Source organism: Rhizobium sp. BR 317 (assembly GCF_047445835.1).
Lineage (GTDB): Bacteria > Pseudomonadota > Alphaproteobacteria > Rhizobiales > Rhizobiaceae > Rhizobium > Rhizobium paranaense.
In genome coordinates, this window is sequence record NZ_JARWLB010000001.1 from 222,400 (window position 1) to 239,137 (window position 16,738).

Annotated in this window: 15 protein-coding genes; 1 reads left to right on the plus strand and 14 read right to left on the minus strand. The window is 59.6% G+C overall.

The genetic code is table 11. The annotated features are described in order from the left end of the window. Positions 1 to 35: 35 nt before the first annotated feature. The 12 genes from glmU to pcsA form a co-directional block, all read right to left on the minus strand. Positions 36 to 1,397: a bifunctional UDP-N-acetylglucosamine diphosphorylase/glucosamine-1-phosphate N-acetyltransferase GlmU gene (gene glmU / locus QD357_RS01050; protein ID WP_107108142.1), complete on the minus strand. Its 1,362-nt coding sequence runs from the start codon at positions 1,395 to 1,397 to the stop codon at positions 36 to 38. 102 nt (positions 1,398 to 1,499) lie between these two features. Next, complete coding sequence (locus QD357_RS01055) at positions 1,500 to 2,246, minus strand: FadR/GntR family transcriptional regulator (protein WP_107107992.1); 747 nt, start codon at positions 2,244 to 2,246, stop codon at positions 1,500 to 1,502. A gap of 16 nt (positions 2,247 to 2,262) precedes the next feature. Continuing rightward, entirely contained in the window at positions 2,263 to 3,231 is a 969-nt protein-coding gene (gene yjfF / locus QD357_RS01060) for a galactofuranose ABC transporter, permease protein YjfF (RefSeq protein ID WP_107107991.1), read from the minus strand. After that, positions 3,228 to 4,256: an ABC transporter permease gene (locus QD357_RS01065; RefSeq protein WP_107107990.1), complete on the minus strand. Its 1,029-nt coding sequence runs from the start codon at positions 4,254 to 4,256 to the stop codon at positions 3,228 to 3,230. The genes yjfF and QD357_RS01065 overlap by 4 nt, the downstream gene beginning before the upstream one ends. Beyond that, entirely contained in the window at positions 4,253 to 5,776 is a 1,524-nt protein-coding gene (gene ytfR, locus QD357_RS01070; protein WP_107107989.1) for a galactofuranose ABC transporter, ATP-binding protein YtfR, read from the minus strand. The genes QD357_RS01065 and ytfR overlap by 4 nt, the downstream gene beginning before the upstream one ends. A 192-nt stretch (positions 5,777 to 5,968) precedes the next feature. Next, positions 5,969 to 6,931 carry a galactofuranose ABC transporter, galactofuranose-binding protein YtfQ gene (gene ytfQ, locus QD357_RS01075; protein WP_107107988.1) on the minus strand — a complete coding sequence of 321 codons (963 nt, stop codon included), beginning with the start codon at positions 6,929 to 6,931 and terminating at the stop codon, positions 5,969 to 5,971. A gap of 142 nt (positions 6,932 to 7,073) precedes the next feature. Beyond that, positions 7,074 to 8,150: a BMP family ABC transporter substrate-binding protein gene (locus QD357_RS01080; RefSeq protein WP_107107987.1), complete on the minus strand. Its 1,077-nt coding sequence runs from the start codon at positions 8,148 to 8,150 to the stop codon at positions 7,074 to 7,076. 52 nt (positions 8,151 to 8,202) lie between these two features. Further along, on the minus strand, positions 8,203 to 9,123 hold the full coding sequence (locus QD357_RS01085) for an ABC transporter permease (RefSeq protein WP_107107986.1): 921 nt from the start codon (positions 9,121 to 9,123) through the stop codon (positions 8,203 to 8,205). Between the two features lie 2 nt (positions 9,124 to 9,125). Then, positions 9,126 to 10,211 (minus strand): ABC transporter permease, encoded by a 1,086-nt coding sequence (locus QD357_RS01090; RefSeq protein WP_107107985.1) that lies wholly within the window; start codon positions 10,209 to 10,211, stop codon positions 9,126 to 9,128. Continuing rightward, positions 10,201 to 11,775, minus strand: a complete 1,575-nt coding sequence (locus QD357_RS01095; RefSeq protein WP_107107984.1) for an ABC transporter ATP-binding protein — start codon at positions 11,773 to 11,775, stop codon at positions 10,201 to 10,203. The genes QD357_RS01090 and QD357_RS01095 overlap by 11 nt, the downstream gene beginning before the upstream one ends. A 40-nt stretch (positions 11,776 to 11,815) precedes the next feature. Beyond that, complete coding sequence (locus tag QD357_RS01100; protein ID WP_107108141.1) at positions 11,816 to 12,796, minus strand: quinone oxidoreductase family protein; 981 nt, start codon at positions 12,794 to 12,796, stop codon at positions 11,816 to 11,818. An 18-nt stretch (positions 12,797 to 12,814) separates the two neighbouring features. Continuing rightward, complete coding sequence (pcsA, locus tag QD357_RS01105) at positions 12,815 to 13,540, minus strand: phosphatidylcholine synthase (protein WP_107107983.1); 726 nt, start codon at positions 13,538 to 13,540, stop codon at positions 12,815 to 12,817. A 213-nt stretch (positions 13,541 to 13,753) separates the two neighbouring features. Here pcsA and QD357_RS01110 point away from each other — a divergent pair, with 213 nt between their 5' ends. Beyond that, positions 13,754 to 14,956 (plus strand): UbiH/UbiF family hydroxylase, encoded by a 1,203-nt coding sequence (locus QD357_RS01110; protein ID WP_107107982.1) that lies wholly within the window; start codon positions 13,754 to 13,756, stop codon positions 14,954 to 14,956. Here QD357_RS01110 and QD357_RS01115 read toward each other — a convergent pair. Continuing rightward, a complete protein-coding gene (locus tag QD357_RS01115; RefSeq protein ID WP_107107981.1) occupies positions 14,933 to 15,895 on the minus strand; it encodes an AEC family transporter in 963 nt (320 codons plus the stop codon). The genes QD357_RS01110 and QD357_RS01115 overlap by 24 nt on opposite strands. 43 nt (positions 15,896 to 15,938) lie before the next feature. Then, a complete protein-coding gene (locus QD357_RS01120; protein ID WP_107107980.1) occupies positions 15,939 to 16,691 on the minus strand; it encodes a cytochrome c biogenesis CcdA family protein in 753 nt (250 codons plus the stop codon). Positions 16,692 to 16,738 lie beyond the last annotated feature (47 nt).

Here is a 16,738-nt window from a genome sequence, read left to right on the forward strand (position 1 = left end):
TTCCGATTTAAGGGCTCCTGCGCTGGACTTTAGGCTTAGTGGCTGCCCTTCTTCGCCGCCTTGATGGCTAAGGCCCGATCGCGGATGACCTTGGCACGGCCAGGTTTTACCTCCTGGCGAGCGCGTCCGAAGGCCAGCGCTTCCGCCGGGACATCCTCGGTGATGACACTGCCCGAGGCGACATAGGCGCTGTCGCCAATGCGCACGGGCGCCACCAGCGACGAGTTCGAACCGATGAAGCTGTTTGCGCCGATATGGGTCTCGTGTTTGTTGACGCCATCATAGTTGCAGGTAATCGTGCCAGCGCCGATATTGCTGCCGGCCCCGACGGTCGCGTCGCCGATATAGGTCAGATGGTTGACCTTCGCGCCCTCAGCTATCTTGCCGTTCTTCACCTCACAGAAATTGCCGACCTTTGCACCGTCGGCAAGATCCGCACCCGGACGCAGCCGCGCGAAGGGGCCAACCGTGGCGCCTGCGCTGACGTGGGCGCCTTCGATATGCGAGAAAGCGTGGATGACCGCACCGCCATCGATGACGGCGCCGGGACCGAAGACGACATTCGGCTCGATCAGCGCGTCCTGGCCGATCACCGTGTCATAGGCAAGAAACACTGTTTCCGGCGCGATCATGGTGACGCCCGAAAGCATCAGCTCGTGACGCCGCCGCTCCTGCCAGAGGCGTTCGATAAAGGCGAGCTCCGCACGGTTGTTACAGCCGGTCATCTCCACTTCGGGCGCGTCGACGGCGACTGCACGGCCGCCGAGGGAGCGGGCGATCTCGACAAGATCGGTCAGATAATATTCGTGCTTGGCATTGTCGTTACCGATGCGGTCGAGAAGGTCGAGCGCCTTGCGGCCGTTGATCGCCATCAGGCCGCTGTTGCACCAGGTGACCGCGAGCTCGGCATCGGTCGCATCCTTCGCTTCGCGGATGGCGATCAACTCACCATCCTTGACGAGCAGCCGGCCATAAGCATTCGGATTTTCCGTATGAAAGCCGATGACGACGATGTCATTGCCTTCGGCAAGCCCACGGCGCGCTGCGCGAAGCGGCGCGTCGGTGAGCAGCGGCACGTCGCCATAGGCCACCAGAATATCGTCATAGCCCTCAGCAATCGCCTCACGAGCGGCGAGCACAGCATGCCCGGTGCCGAGACGCTCCTTCTGCAGATAGGCTTCCACCTTGACGCCGCCGACGGAGGCTGCGGCGGTGACCTCTTCCGCATTACGGCCGACGACGAGCGCTGCAGCGGAAATATCTGTCTTTGCGATCGCTTCCATCACATGCGCGATCATCGGACGACCGGCAATCGGGTGCAGCACCTTGGACATCGACGACTTCATACGGGTGCTGTCGCCAGCGGCGAGGATGATGGCGAGGCAGGTGCGTTCCATTTCAAGCTCCGAAAGATGCGGTCCGACACGGCCCAAGAACAGGCTTCGTCTCCTCATAGCAACTAGTTGAGCGGTGAACTACGGCGAATTTAGAGGTAGGCGTCAAGCGTCTACGAGTGCCGCGAAGGTTTGCTGAACATGCCGGCGGCCGTCGAAAATAACGAATTCCATCGCCTTGTGCGCCGCCGGTCCGTCATGGGCGGCGATGGCCTCCACGATGGCCATATGCGAATCGGCTATGTTGCCGAAGCCGTTGCTGGCGGGCGGCGCGCTCATCCGGAACATGCCAACGAGGGCTGCTTCGATCAGGCCGCCGAGCGTGCGCATGAAGGGATTGTGGGACGCTTCCGTGATTGCCAGATGAAAATGAAGGTCGGCGACGGCAAGGCTGTCTGGCGTGTGCTCCGGCGCAGCCATGGCCATCGCGAGCCGCCGAAGCGCCTCGATTTCCTCAGCGCTGGCGCGCTCCGCGACGAGGCTGGCGGCAAACGGCTCGAATGCCAAGCGAATGTCATAGAGATGAAGGAGGAACTCTTCGTTGACACCGCTTTCGAAGTGCCAGGTCAGCACTGCGGTGTCGAACATGTTCCAATGGATCTTCTCGGTGACGCGGGTTCCGACGCGGGCGCGCGGAACGACCAAGCCTTTTGCGGCCAGGGTCTTCATGCTCTCGCGCAGAACCGTACGCGACACCTTGAACCGCTGCAGAAGCTCGCTGTCACCGGGGAGAATGCTGCCTATGGGAAAGGCTCCCGACACGATCGCTTTTCCGAGATCATCCACGACCTGCGCATGGCTGGTTCGTGACTTTCTTTCGGTTTTTCTTGATTCAAGCAATCTGCTGCGCAAGCACTCTGTCCTTCCCTCAGGCGTAACGACGATTGAAGCGGGAAAGCAGCAGAAGACCCTTCTGCATCAGAATAAATGCAAACAGCAGCAGCCCGATCAGTATCTTAGTCCACCAACTGGAAAGTGTTCCATCAAAGGTGATGTAAGTCTGAATCAAGCCCTGTATGAGAATTCCGATAAGCGTTCCCCCAACGAACCCTGCTCCCCCCGTCAGCAACGTTCCGCCGATGACCACCGCAGCAATGGCATCGAGTTCGACACCAACGGTAGCCAGCGAATATCCAGCCGACGTATAGAGAGAAAAAACGATTCCGGATAGACCGGCGAGAAAGCCGGACAGCGCATAGATCTGGATGGTCGTCCGGCCGACCGGAACACCCATCAACTGAGCCGTCTGCACCCCGCCGCCCAGCGCATAGACGTTGGCTCCGAAGCGGGTGCGATGCGCCAGCAGGATGCCGCCGGCAAAGACGATCAGCATGATACCGCCGATCAGCGTCAGACGACCGCCGCCCGGCAGCAGCAGATAGAGATCGCTGAGTTGCGTATAGAAATCATGCTCGATCGGGATGCTGTCGATCGACAGGACGAATGCGATGCCGCGCGCGAGAAACATGCCCGCCAGCGTGACGATGAAGGGCGGCATACTGAGATAGTGGATGATGGCACCCATGCCCGCGCCGAAGATCGTCGTGATCGCCAGAACAAGCGCGAAGGCGATCAAAGGATGGATCGAGGTATCCCGCAGAACGATCGCCAGGAAGACGCCGGTAAAGGCGATAACCGAACCGATCGACAGATCGATGCCGCCGGAAAGGATGACGAAGGTCATGCCGACTGCGGCAATTCCGAGAAAAGCGTTGTCCGTCAGCAGATTGCCGATAACGCGCGTCGACAGCATGGTCGGAAACTGCAGCACGCAGCCGGTATAGGCCAGCAGGAAAATGACGATCGTCACGAGCAGGGGAAGATATTTCGAATTCACTTTGCCTGCTCCTCATGGATCATCTGCGCCGCACCCCGCCGACGCCAGAAAAACGCCGAGACGGATTGGAGAGCTGGAGACTGGATGACCAGAATGATGATGACGATGACGGCCTTGATCACCAGATTGAATTCCGGCGGGAAGCCGGACAACAGAATGCCCGTATTGACCGACTGGATGATCATCGCTCCAACCAGCGAGCCGACAATGCTGAAACGACCGCCAAGAAGGGAATTGCCGCCGACGACAACGGCGAGGATCGCGTCCAGCTCAAGCCAGAGACCGGCGTTGTTCGCATCGGCGCCCTTGATATCGGCGGAAACGATGATGCCGGCGATTGAGGCGCAAAGGCCGCTCAGGGCATAGACGGCGATCAGCAGCACCGGCGTCTGGATGCCCGACAGCGTGCTGGCGCGACGGTTGATGCCGATCGCCTCAACAAGCATGCCGAGCGCCGTGCGCCTCACCAGAAGAATGACCGCCAATGCCACCAGCAGCCAGATGACGACAGGCATCGGCAGAGAGGCGAAAGACCCGCTCCCCAGGAAGATCAACCCATCGTCATTGAAGGTCATGATGACGCCTTCGGTGATCAATTGGGCTATCCCGCGGCCTGCGACCATCAGCACCAGCGTAGCGATGATCGGCTGAATGTCGAGAACCGCGACGAGGAACCCGTTCCAGAGCCCGCATGCAAGCCCGACGCCGATGGTCAGCAGCAGCGTGTAGGCGAGAGAATTCCCGGAGACGATGGCGGATGCCGCGACGGCACCGCAAATTGCGATCACCGCGCCGACCGAGAGATCGATGCCCTTGGTGGCGATGACGAGCGTCATGCCAATCGACAGAAGTGCTACCGGCGCACCGCGATTGAGAACATCGATGATGCTGCCGTACAATCTGCCATTCTGCATTTCCAGATGAAAGAACTGCGGGAACATAATGAAATTCAAAAGAAGAATGGCTGCCAACGCAATGAGTTGCGGAGCCAATCGAAATAACAGGGCCTTGATCTGGGAACTCATGCTTCTTCTCGCTTGCTCTCGCCCGTCGCTATGGAGTCGACGATATGGCTGGCAGTAATCTTGTCGCCCGTCAGTTCGGCAATATGCTCGCGGTCGCGCAGCACGATGACACGGGAACTATAGGCTACGAGCTCCTCCAGCTCGGACGAAATCACCACCAGCGACATTCCCTGCTGGCAAAGGTCTTCGATCAAGCGGATGATCTCGGCGTGCGCACCGACATCGATGCCGCGCGTCGGCTCGTCCAGTATCAGGAAGTTGGGATTGGTCGCCAGCCAGCGGGCCAGAATGGCCTTTTGCTGATTGCCGCCGGACAGCAGCCTTATCGGCTTTTCGCGGTCGGTGGTACGAATATCCAACGCCTTGATATAGCGATCAGCGAGCGCATTCTGCTCGCTGCGCGGCAATGGGCGTGCCCAGCCGCGGCGGGCCTGAAGCGCCATGACTATATTTTCGCGGATGGACAGATCGCCGATGATGCCGTCCGTCTTGCGGTCCTCCGGGCAAAAGCCGAAGCCGCTCTTGATCGCGGCACGCGGGCTCGAAAGAGCCACCGTCCGGTCCTCGATCTTTGCCTCGCCGCTGTCGGCGCGCTCGACACCAAAGAGCACCTCTGCGGTTTCCGTGCGTCCGGAGCCCAACAGACCGGCAATCCCAACCACTTCGCCGGCACGAACCTCGAGGTCGAAGGGTTTGATCTTGCCGCGCTTGCCGAAATTGGTGAAGCGGTACCTCACCGGCCCGCTTTCGCTGACCGCCTGCTTCGCAGTCGCTTCGGCGTGCGCAAGTTCGCGGCCAAGCATCATGGCGATCAGGGTTTGCCGCGAAAGGCCCTCAGCATCGCGCGTCCCCACAAGGCGGCCGTTGCGCAGCACGGTTATGCGGTCGCAGATCTGATAGACCTGTTCCAAAAAGTGCGTAATAAAAACAATGCCTAAACCGCGCTGCTTCAGATTTCGGATAATACCGAAAAGCATCTCGACCTCATGGGTGTCGAGGCTGGCCGTCGGCTCGTCGAGGATCAAAACCTTGCCGGAGAGATCGACGGCACGCGCGATCGCGATCACCTGCTGGATTGCCACGGAGAAACGGTCGAGCTGACGGCTGACATCGATGTCTATGCCGTATTGCGACAACAGGTCTTTCGCCATGCTGTTCATCACGCGGCTGCTGACCATGCCGAGGCGTTTCGGCTGACGGCCGAGAAACAGATTTTCCGCGACACTCAAATTCGCAAGGAGGTTCACCTCCTGATAAACCGTCCCGATGCCGAGCTTCTGCGCTGCGAGCGTATCATGCGGATCGATTTCGGCGCCATCGAGAACGAGGCTGCCTGCGTCGCGGCGATATGCGCCAGTCATGCACTTGATCAGCGTCGATTTCCCAGCACCATTTTCGCCGAGAAGCGCATGAACCTCACCCCGCCGCAATGTGAAATCGACATGATCCAGGGCGGTGGAACCGGGAAAATATTTGCAGAAGCCGGTAGCTGTCAGAAGACGCTCGACATCGTGAGCCATGGGCCAAGAATTTCCTTGAATTGAGCCGCTATGCAAAAGCGCGAAATACGCCGCTCGCTAGAGCGCCGTGCGTTCATCTTACTCCCATTCAGGTGATTTCACCCGAATTCGTGAAGTTTCAGCGCGCCCGCAGTTCCGCGTCGAAAAGCCCGCACCGGCCGTTTGCCGGCCGATGCGGTTTGCTTTCTTACATCAGTAACCCTGGCCCTTCTTTTCCTCGTAGACCTTCTGCGGGTCGTCAGACTGCGTGTACAGCTTGGACTCGGTCTGGATCCACTTCGGCGGCTCCTTCTTGGTCTTCAGGTAGGCGTCGAGAGCATCGAAGGCGGGGCCGGCCATGTTCGGCGTCAGTTCGACCGTCGCGTTTGCTTCGCCGGCAGCCATGGCCTTGAAGAGGTCCGGAACCGAATCGATGGATACGGTCAGGATATCCTTGCCCGGCTTCAGGCCGGCTTCCTTGATCGCCTGGATGGCGCCGACGGCCATGTCGTCGTTATGAGCGTAGAGCGCGCAGATATCCTTACCGCCGTTCTCAGCCTTCAGGAAGCTTTCCATGACTTCCTTGCCCTTGGCGCGGGTGAAGTCGCCCGTCTGGCTACGAACGATCTTCAGGTTGTCATGGCCCTTGATGGCTTCTTCGAAGCCCTTCTTGCGGGCAATCGCCGGCGAAGAACCGGTGGTGCCCTGGAGCTCGACGATGTTGCACTTCTTATCGCCGACGGTCTTCACAAGCCAGTCGCCGGCAACCTTGCCTTCGTGGATCTGGTCCGAGGTAACGGCGGTCAGATAGAGATCCTTCGGTGCGTTGATCGTGCGGTCAAGCAGGATGACCGGGATCTTGGCTTCCTTTGCTTCCTTCAGAACGGCGTCCCAGCCCGTTTCAACAACGGGAGCCAGCAGAATCGCATCGACACCCTGTGCGATGAAAGAGCGAATTGCCTTGATCTGGTTTTCCTGCTTCTGTTGCGCATCGGCGAATTTGAGATCGATCCCGCGCTTCTCAGCTTGCTGCTTGGTAACGGTCGTTTCCGCCGCACGCCAGCCAGATTCCGAGCCGATTTGCGAAAAGCCGACAACCAAATTCTTTGCCGACGCAGACGTAAACATGCAAGCAGCAAGAATCGTGGCACTCACCAGTGCAGTCTTCAATTTCATGATGTCCTCCCAATTGGCCGTCTCTTACGGCCAGTGGCAAAAAATCATATAGTAATACTTTTGTAAATCGACATTGTGTGATGCACTGCAACAAAAAAGGGCGCTCGGGGCGCCCTTTTTCAACCGTCTCAAATTTAGAGGCTTACTTTGCGGCAGGAAGCTTATCGTCGACGCCTTCGATGTAGAAATTCATGCCGAGCAGCGTAGCGTCATCGGCCTTTTCGCCAGCCTTCAGCCAAGGCGTTCCGTCCTGCTTGTTGATCGGGCCCGTGAAGGGAGCGAGTTCGCCGGACTTGATCTTGGCTTCAGTTTCCTGAGCCATCTTCTTCACGTCGTCAGGCATGTTGGTGTAGTCCGACATCTTCAAGATGCCGTCCTTCAGGCCGTCCCAGTTCTGTTCGGCCTTCCAGGTGCCGTCGAGCAGCGCATGGACGCGCTTGGAGTAGTAGTTACCCCAGGTGTCGACGACAGCGGTCAACTGCGCGTGCGGGCCGGAGGCGATCATGTCGGAGGCCTGACCGAAGGCATGGATGCCGCGTTCCTCGGCCACCTGCATCGGCGCGGTGGTGTCGGTATGCTGGGTCAGGATATCGACGCCCTGGTCGACCATCGCCTTGGCAGCATCGGCTTCCTTGCCTGGGTCGAACCAGGTGTTGACCCAGATGACCTTGAGCTTGAAGCTCGGATCGACCGAACGCGCGCCCTGCTCGAAGGAGTTGATGCCCATCACCACTTCCGGAATCGGGAAGGAAGCAATGTAGGCGGCACCGTGATTCTTCGACATCTTGGCGGCGATCTGCCCCAGGATGTAGCGGCCTTCATAGAAGCGCGAGTTGTAGGTGGCGAGATTCGGGCCGCTCTTGAAGCCGGTCGCATGCTCGAACTTCACCTTAGGGAACTTCGCGGCGACCTTGACGGTGGCATCCATGAAGCCGAACGACGTGGAAAAGATCAGCGAGCAGCCGGAACGAGCGAGGCGCTCGATGGCGCGTTCGGCGTCCGGGCCTTCCGGAACATTTTCGAGATAGGGCGTATCGATCTTGTTGCCGAACTCCTTCTGGACCTGCTGACGGCCGAGATCGTGCGCCTGCGAATAACCGCCATCCGTGTGCGAGCCGACATAGACAAAGCAGACCTTGGTCGGTGCCGCTTCGGCCGCGGCAGCGAAGCCGATAATGGCGGCGGCCGTGGTGGCGAGTGTGAGTGCTAGTTTCTTCATGGTTACCCCTGCTGGTTTGACATAACTTACGAAATCCGTCCGGTTGTTGTTCTTAGCGCTCCGGAACGAAGGCCTTGCCGAGCGACGCTGGCGTATTGATCAAGGTCGCGCGGCGATTTTGAGAGATGATGACGAGAACCACTATAGTCGACGCATAGGGCAGCATCGACAGGAATTGTGCGGGAATGCCAACCCCGAAGCCCTGCGCATGAAATTGCAGGATCGTCACCGCCCCGAAGAGATAGCCGCCGGCCATGACGCGCATTGGCCGCCACGACGCGAAGACAACGAGAGCCAGCGTCACCCAGCCCCGGCCGGCCGACATGTTCTCAACCCATTGCGGCGTGTAGACCAGCGACAATTGCGCGCCGGCGAGGCCTGCGCAGGCGCCGCCGAACATGACGGCCAGATAGCGCGTGCGGATGACATTGATGCCGAGGGCATGCGCCGAGCCATGACTGTCGCCGATGGCGCGTAGCTTCAGGCCGGTCCGGCTGCGGAAGAGGAACCAATTGACGCCGATCAGCAGCGCGATCGAGAGATAGAAAGTCAGGTCCTGCTTGAAGAGCACCGGCCCGATGAGCGGAATATCGGACAGGAACGGAAAGACGATTTCCCGCAACTGCACGCCGGGCACGCTGACATAACCTTCACCGATCATGCCGGAGAGACCGAGGCCGAGGATAGTGAGCGCCAGACCCGTCGCCACCTGATTGGTCACCAGCGTCAACGTCAGGAACCCGAACAGCAGCGAAAACAGCGCACCGCCGACAATGCCGGTGATGAGGCCCACATAGGGTGATCCGCTCATCTGCGCGCCGACGAAAGCGGCGACAGCACCCATGATCATCATGCCTTCGACGCCGAGATTGAGCACGCCGGAGCGTTCCACCACCAGTTCGCCGAGGCCGGCGATAACGAGCGGCGTCGAGGCGGTGATGATGGTCAGGAGAATCGCTTCAAAAACACTCATAGTCATGCCGCACCTCCCCGAACCCGCGACCAGACCAGCCGGATCTTATAATTGATCAGCGTATCGCAGGAGAGCACGAAGAAAAGCAACAGCCCCTGGAAGACGCTCGCCGCCTTGGCGGAGATGCCGGGTGACAATTGCGCCGCCTCGCCGCCAAGATAGGTAAGCGCCAGTACAAAGCCGGAGAGGATCGCGCCAAGCGGATTGAGACGCGCCAGGAAAGCAACGATGATGGCGGTAAAGCCGTAGCCAGGCGATATCGCCGGCTGCAGATGGCCGATCGAGCCCGAAACCTCGGAAATGCCGGCAAGACCTGCTAATGCACCGGAGAAGAGGAAGCCGAACCAGACCATTTTTCGCGAAGAGAATCCGGCGAAACGCCCTGCCCGTTCCGATTGGCCGAGAACGGTTATCTCGAAGCCCTTCAGCGTATATTTCATCATGAACCAGGCAAGGATCGCCGCGACGATGGCAAAGACGATACCCCAATGCGCCCGGCCGGAGTCCGCCCAGATCGCCGGCAGCACCCCCTCCGGCGGAAAATCGATGCTCTGCGGGAAATTATGGCCCTGTGGATCGCGCCATGGCCCGCGTGACAGCCAATCCAGGAAGAGCTGCGCGATATAAACGAGCATCAGGCTCGTCAGGATCTCGTTGGTATTGAAATGCGCCTTCAACAACGCCGGAATCGCGGCATAGAGCGCGCCGCCAATGGCACCTGCGATCAGCATCAGCGGCAGGACCATCGGTGAATGCCAATCGGTGTAGACGATCGGGATATACGAGCCGACGACCGCGCCGATGGTGAACTGGCCTTCGGCGCCGATGTTCCAGTTGTTGGAACGATAGCAGACACAAAGGCCGACGGCGATCATGATTAGTGGCCCGGCCTTGATGGCCAGTTCGTGCAGCGACCAGACTTCCAGCAGTGGCTCGACGAAGAAGGCGTCCAGCGCCTCCACGGGGTCCTTGCCGAGGACGGCGAACATGATGGTGCCGGCGATCAGCGCCAACGCGAGGGCAAGCAGCGGCGACAGGAAGCCGAACAGTTTCGAAGCCTGCGGGCGCCTTTCCAGTTCAATGCGCATGCATAGGCTCCGAATGCGTCTTTGATTCATGCAGGCCGCCCATCAGGAGGCCAATCTTTTCCCGCGTCAGCTCGCCCGCTGGATAGGCCTGCGACAGCCGCCCTTCGGAAATGACGGCGATGTCGGTGGCAACCTCGAATATTTCGTCGAGATCCTGGCTGATGACCAGCACGGCCGAGCCGTTGCGGGCAAGATCGACCAGTGCCTGACGAATATGGCTCGCGGCACCCGCATCGACACCCCAGGTCGGCTGATTGACGACCAGCACGGTCGGCTGTCGGTCAAGCTCTCGGCCAACGATGAACTTCTGGAGATTGCCGCCGGAGAGCGAGCCGGCAGTCGGGTCCTCGCCGCTCTTGCGCACGTCCATGGCTTCGGAAATGCGCTTGGTCGCCTGTTTGACCGCACCACGCCGAATCACTTTCAGGAAGCCGCCGCCAAGAAAAGCACGGCGGTCCGATTTGCTGCGGGCGAGCACCAGATTGTCCGATAGCTTCAGCCCCGAAACCGCCGCATGGCCATGACGTTCCTCCGGCACAAAGCCGGCACCTAACAGGCGGCGCGCGTTGATACCCTTGGTCCCGACCGCTTGGCCACGCACGAAGATCAAATTGTCCGATGGCACGGTGTGTTCACCGGAAACGATGTCGAACAGTTCGCCCTGCCCGTTTCCGGCAACGCCGGCGATCGCCAGAATCTCGCCGGCGCGTACCCGCAGCGAAACGTTCTTCAACGACATGGCAAAGGGCGTGCGGGCAGGCACCGAAAGACCGGCAATCTCGAGCTGGATGTCGCCCTTTTTACCAAGCCCTTCATGCTGCACGCTGGCAACATCGCTGCCGACCATCATACGAGCCAACGAGCCGGGCGTTTCCTGCCGTGGGTCGCAGGCACCGGTTACCTTGCCATGGCGCAGCACCGTGGCGCGGGAGCAGATGCGTTGCACCTCCTCCAGGCGGTGGCTGATATAGAGCACCGAACGGCCTTCGTCCCGGAGCCGGAAGAGCGTTTCGAACATACGATCGGCTTCCTGCGGGGTCAGCACGGAGGTCGGCTCGTCGAGGATGATCAGCTTCGGATTCTGCAGTAGCGCGCGGACGATTTCGATACGCTGGCGCTCGCCGACGGAAAGATCGGCCACATGCGCATGGGGATCGAGCGGCAGGCCATAGGCTCGCGATAGGCTGGCAGCCTCCTCGGCGATCTTGCCGATCGGGATGCTGTCATCAAGGGAAAGGGCAATATTTTCAGCGACCGTCAGCGCTTCGAACAACGAGAAATGCTGAAACACCATGCCGATGCCGAGCTTACGCGCTTCGCCAGGCGAACCAATGGAAACGGGTTGGCCTTGCCAGGCGATCTCGCCCTCGGTTGGCTCCAAAACGCCGAACAGCATCTTCACCAGAGTGGATTTGCCTGCGCCGTTCTCACCGAGCAAAGCGTGAATCTCGCCCGGTCGAATTTCCAGATCAATTCCATTACAGGCAGCAAAGCTACCGAACAGCTTCGTCAGCTTGCGAACCGACAATAACGCGCCGGTTGCCGGCACATCGAATGACGACACGTTCCCCTCATTTCCTTCCCACTGTCCTACCCTTTCGGATCTATGGGATCAGCAGCGTAGTTCCACTCGTTTTTCTTGTTTCCAGATCCGTGTGCGCGCGCCCCGCATCGCTCAACGGATAGGTCTGGTTGATATTGATACGCACTTTGCTGCCTTGCACAACAGCAAATAATGCTTTTGCGCTGGCTCTCATTTCCTCAGGGGTGGCGATATAGGCGAAAAGGCTTGGCCGCGTAGCAAAAAGCGAGCCCTTCTGATTAAGGATGGCAAGGTTAAAATTTTCAATCGGACCAGAGGATTGGCCGAAAGTCACCCACATGCCGCGCGGCTTCAGACAATCGAGGGAGTGCGGAAACGTATCACGGCCAACCGAGTCATAGACGACATCGACACCCTTGCCGCCGGTAATCTCGCGGACGCGGTCGACGAAGCTCTCGCTGCTGTAATCGATCACATGGTCATAGCCATGTTCCAGCGCCAGTTTCACCTTTTCAGGCGAGCCGGCGGTTCCGATCACCGTGGCGCCGAGCGCCTTTGCCCATTGTCCGGCAATCAATCCGACGCCACCGGCCGCAGCATGAAATAGCAGCACCGTTTCCGGACCGACCTTGAAGGTGCGGTTGAGAAGATATTCGGCCGTCATACCCTTCAGCATCATCGACGCCGCGGTCTCGAGCTCGATATCATCGGGTACCTTGACGATAAAACGCGTCTCGATATTGCGCTCGACGCTGTAGGCGCCATCGCTGCCGACATAGGCAACGCGATCGCCGACCGCGAAATCGCTGACACCCGGGCCTACGGCCGTTACCGTGCCGGCCGCTTCCTTGCCAAGCGGCAGCGGAAAATAGGGCGCCTTGTAAAGACCCGAACGGAAATAGACATCGATGAAATTCAATCCGATCGCAGCATGGCGGATCTGCACCTCGCCGGCGCCTGGCGGCGGCAGGTCGACCTCTTCCAGCTTCATGACCTCCGGACCGCCGTTTTCGTGAATGCGAATGGCGTGGGTCTTCTTCATGCTCATGTCTCGCAAATCCTACTGGCGTCCGAGGGACGGGAAAAACTGCAGCACGGCGCCGATGCAATAGAGATAGATGCCGGTAACGATAAACAAGATAACGGCCCATTCCGGCATGACGAAATGCATGAGCAATGAATACACTCCGAGCGCGGACCAAAGCAGGAATATGCCGAGATTGAGCGGCCGCAGCCGCTTGACCCGCACCGGATGCAGGAAATTGATCGGCAGGAATGTCAAAACAACCGAAACGCCGACCAGCACCATGGCAGTCACCGCGCTGGCGTCGATGACGAAGAGCGTAAAGACGATCATGTTCCAAACGACAGGGAATCCGGAGAAGAAATACTCCCCCGTCTTCATGCCCGTGTCGGCATAATAAATGGCACTGGATACGACGATCATGCCTGCGGCGACGAAGGACCAGGGCTCACCGATCATGCCCTTTTCGTAGAGCGCGAAGGCGGGCAGAAGCACATAGGTCACGTAGTCGATGATGTTATCCAGCGTGTCGCCGGACCAATTCGGTAAAACTTCCTTGACGCTGACCTTACGGGCGATCGGACCATCGATGCCATCGACAAGCAACGCCAGGCCGAGCCACCAGAACATATCGACAAAGCGATGTTCCGCCGCTGCAACAACGCCGAGAAAGGCAAGGAATGAGCCGGATGCCGTCAAGATATGTACGGAAAAGGCGCGGATTTCCGCGTAAGGCACCCGCTTGTAATTGAAGATTTTCATCCGCCCCGTTACTCGCCTGCTTATCTACCTGCCCCGGCAGGCGATTTTTCTTGCTAATATGCACCCTTTGCCCGGCGCTGCCAGCGCAAAAGCGTCCATGTACCATAGGCTAGCGCGAGTTCTTGTCATTTTCACCCGCTGCGATGTTTCATCCCATGGATTTCAACAGGCTAAGCGTCTATTTTCAGAAAGAAAGATAATTGAGGCATCGATATGAAGCAGGTTGAAGTGGCCGTCATCGGCGGCGGTCTGGCGGGCATGATCGCGGCGATCGCCTTGGCGCGCGGCGGACGAGCCGTTGCGCTCATAGCCCAGCCGCATAACAAGGCCGACCGGCGGACGACGGCGCTGATGGACCAATCGATTCGCTTCCTGGAGCGGTTGACGCTCTGGGACAGGATTGCGCCGTCCACCGCACCGCTGACCACGATGCAGATCATTGACGGCACCACACGGCTGCTGCGTGCGCCGACCGTCGCCTTCCGCGCCTCCGAAATCGGCCTCGACGCCTTCGGCTACAATATACCGAACGCCGCACTGCTCAGCGCTCTTAGCGAAGCCGCAAAGGCGGAAGGCAATATCACGCTTATCGAGACGGCGGCTTCTGAGGTGACTGTGCGCGACGATGGCGTCACCATCACTCTCGAAGACGGCGATATCGTTGAAACGGCTTTGGTCGTCGGTGCGGACGGGCGCAATTCGATGGTGCGGGAAACGGTGGGGATCAAGGTCAAGACGTGGTCTTATCCGCAATCGGCCATGGTGCTGAACTTTGCGCATTCGCTGCCGCATCAAAACATCTCTACCGAATTCCATACGGAAAGCGGGCCGTTCACCCAGGTCCCCCTGCCCGGCAATCGCTCGAGCCTCGTCTGGGTGCAAAAGCCGGCGGAAGCCGCCGCCAATGCTGAGAGATCGCTGGAAGACCTCGGGCGCCTCATCGAGGACCGTATGCAATCGATGCTCGGCAAGGTTACTGTCGAGGACAACGTCCAGGTCTGGCCGCTCTCCGGCATGACGGCCTATCGCTTCGGCAAAGGCCGCGCCGCGCTGATCGGCGAAGCCGCGCATGTTTTCCCGCCGATCGGCGCGCAAGGGCTGAACCTCAGCCTGCGCGATATCCTGACGCTCGTCGAAATTCTGGCGAGCCCCACAGGGCAGCCGATTTCAGCATCCGCCGGCGACAGTTTCGACCGCCGCCGCCGTGTCGATATCATCAGCCGGACGGCGAGCGTCGATCTGCTGAACCGTTCCCTGCTTTCGGATTTCCTGCCCGTCCAGATGTTGCGAGCAGCAGGGCTGCATGTCCTTTCAGCCATTCCGCCATTGCGCAACATCGTCATGCGCGAAGGCATCGAGCCAGGCGGCGGCTTGCGCGGTTTTCCGTCGATGCTACGGGAAAAGTTGCGCCGGTAAGGCACCGGACTTGATCAAATAAAGCACCAGCGAGACCGTCACCACCGAACAAGCGGTGGTGATCAGGATCGTCGCGGAGGCGCGCTCCTGCCAGACGCCATATTGCTGGCCGATGACGAAGACATTCGTCGCCGTTGGCAGAGCCGCGAGCAGCACCGCCGATTCGATCCAGATCGGATCGAAGCCGCCGACCGCCTGCAGCACGACATAGACGACCAACGGATGCAGAATGAGCTTGACCGGCACGATATAGCCGATCTCGGCCGGTATGCGTTTCAGCGGCCGCAGCGCCAATGTCACGCCCATGGCGAACAAGGCGCAGGGTGCGGCCGCCTGAGCGAGATAATCGACGAAGTGCTGGAAGGGAGCTGGCTGGCCGACCGAAAAGGCCGCGGCGGCAAAGCCGAGGGCCGTCGACAGGATGAAGGGATGCAGCAGCACCCTTCTCGCGATGTCGGCGGCAAGCCGCCATGGCGAACGTTTATCGCCGCCCTCGATTGCCATCAGCGCCGGCGCGACGATGAAATGCAGCGCATTTTCAAAGCAGACGATCAGCGCCACCGGTACGGCGGCCTTCTCGCCAAGCGCCAGCAACGCTAAGCCCGGCCCCATGTAGCCGATATTGCCGTAGGCACCGGCAAAGGCCTGGATCGTGCTATCGGCCAGCGAATTGCGACGCAGGAAGCATCCGACCAGGAACACCAGCAGAAAGATCAGATAGGTCGCGGCAATGTCGGTGGCGATGAAATCGACTCGCGTCAATTGTTCGATCGGCGTTTGCGAGACGAGCTTGAAGAAGAGGGCCGGCAACGCGGCGTAGATGATGAAGGTGTTGAGCCAGCCAAGCGCCTCAGCCGACTGTTTGGTGATGCGCGCGGCAATATAACCGACCAAGATCAAGCCGAAGAACGGCAGCAACAGACCGACAATGTCAGCCATCGGGCACATCCATTTTGGCGATTGGAGACAGGACGGGAGTTGCTTAGCCGATTTGCATCAGGATTGGAAAGGTTTGCTGAAACCAGATCGCCATGTCGCTGACATAGCCAAATATGAACGCCAGGCCGGTCAGCACGAGCAGCCCGCCCATAACCTTCTCAACCGTGCCAAGATGGCGGCGGAAGCGGACAAGAAAGCTCATGAAGGCGCCCGAAAAACCGGCGGCGATCCAGAAGGGGATGGCAAGGCCGAGCGAATAGATGGCGAGCAGCCCGGCGCCGGCGCCGATCGTCTCCCGCGAAGCCGCAACGCCGAGGATTGCCCCGAGCACCGGGCCGATGCAGGGCGTCCAGCCGAAGGCAAAGGCGAGGCCCATGATATAAGCACCCGTCAGCGTCGCCGGTTTGCCGCCCCCTTGGAAACGGGCCTCGCGAGCAAGAATGCCAAGCCGAAAAACGCCGAGGAAATTCAAGCCCATGACGACGATGATCAGGCCGCCTATTTTCGCCAGGATATCGAGATGCTGGCGTAGCAATATGCCGATCGAGGACGCACCGGCGCCAAGCGCAATGAACACGGTCGCAAAGCCGAGCGTGAAGAACAGCGCCGAAAACAGGACATTGCCACGAACGCTCGGCCCCGTCGCAATAGCCGCTCCACCACCGCGGAATTGCTCGACAGAAATGCCGGCCATATAGCAGAGATACGGTGGCACCAGCGGCAGGACGCAGGGCGAGAGAAACGAAAGCGCTCCGGCAAGCAAGGCGCTCAGAAGCGAGATATCGGCAAGCGACACGATAGACTCCGGCTATGTCATTCAGCCGTCTTACTAGCGTTGCCGGG

Excerpts from the sequence above, each read along its gene's own strand:
- QD357_RS01115 (WP_107107981.1), bottom strand. The coding sequence starts at position 15,895 with ATGGCTGACATTGTCGGTCTGTTGCTGCCGTTCTTCGGCTTGATCTTG.
- QD357_RS01085 (WP_107107986.1), bottom strand. The coding sequence starts at position 9,123 with ATGAGTGTTTTTGAAGCGATTCTCCTGACCATCATCACCGCCTCGACG.
- QD357_RS01065 (WP_107107990.1), bottom strand. The coding sequence starts at position 4,256 with ATGAGTTCCCAGATCAAGGCCCTGTTATTTCGATTGGCTCCGCAACTC.
- QD357_RS01090 (WP_107107985.1), bottom strand. The coding sequence starts at position 10,211 with ATGCGCATTGAACTGGAAAGGCGCCCGCAGGCTTCGAAACTGTTCGGC.
- ytfR (WP_107107989.1), bottom strand. The coding sequence starts at position 5,776 with ATGGCTCACGATGTCGAGCGTCTTCTGACAGCTACCGGCTTCTGCAAA.
- QD357_RS01080 (WP_107107987.1), bottom strand. The coding sequence starts at position 8,150 with ATGAAGAAACTAGCACTCACACTCGCCACCACGGCCGCCGCCATTATC.
- glmU (WP_107108142.1), bottom strand. The coding sequence starts at position 1,397 with ATGGAACGCACCTGCCTCGCCATCATCCTCGCCGCTGGCGACAGCACC.
- QD357_RS01100 (WP_107108141.1), bottom strand. The coding sequence starts at position 12,796 with ATGAAGAAGACCCACGCCATTCGCATTCACGAAAACGGCGGTCCGGAG.
- ytfQ (WP_107107988.1), bottom strand. The coding sequence starts at position 6,931 with ATGAAATTGAAGACTGCACTGGTGAGTGCCACGATTCTTGCTGCTTGC.
- pcsA (WP_107107983.1), bottom strand. The coding sequence starts at position 13,540 with ATGAAAATCTTCAATTACAAGCGGGTGCCTTACGCGGAAATCCGCGCC.
- QD357_RS01110 (WP_107107982.1), top strand. The coding sequence starts at position 13,754 with ATGAAGCAGGTTGAAGTGGCCGTCATCGGCGGCGGTCTGGCGGGCATG.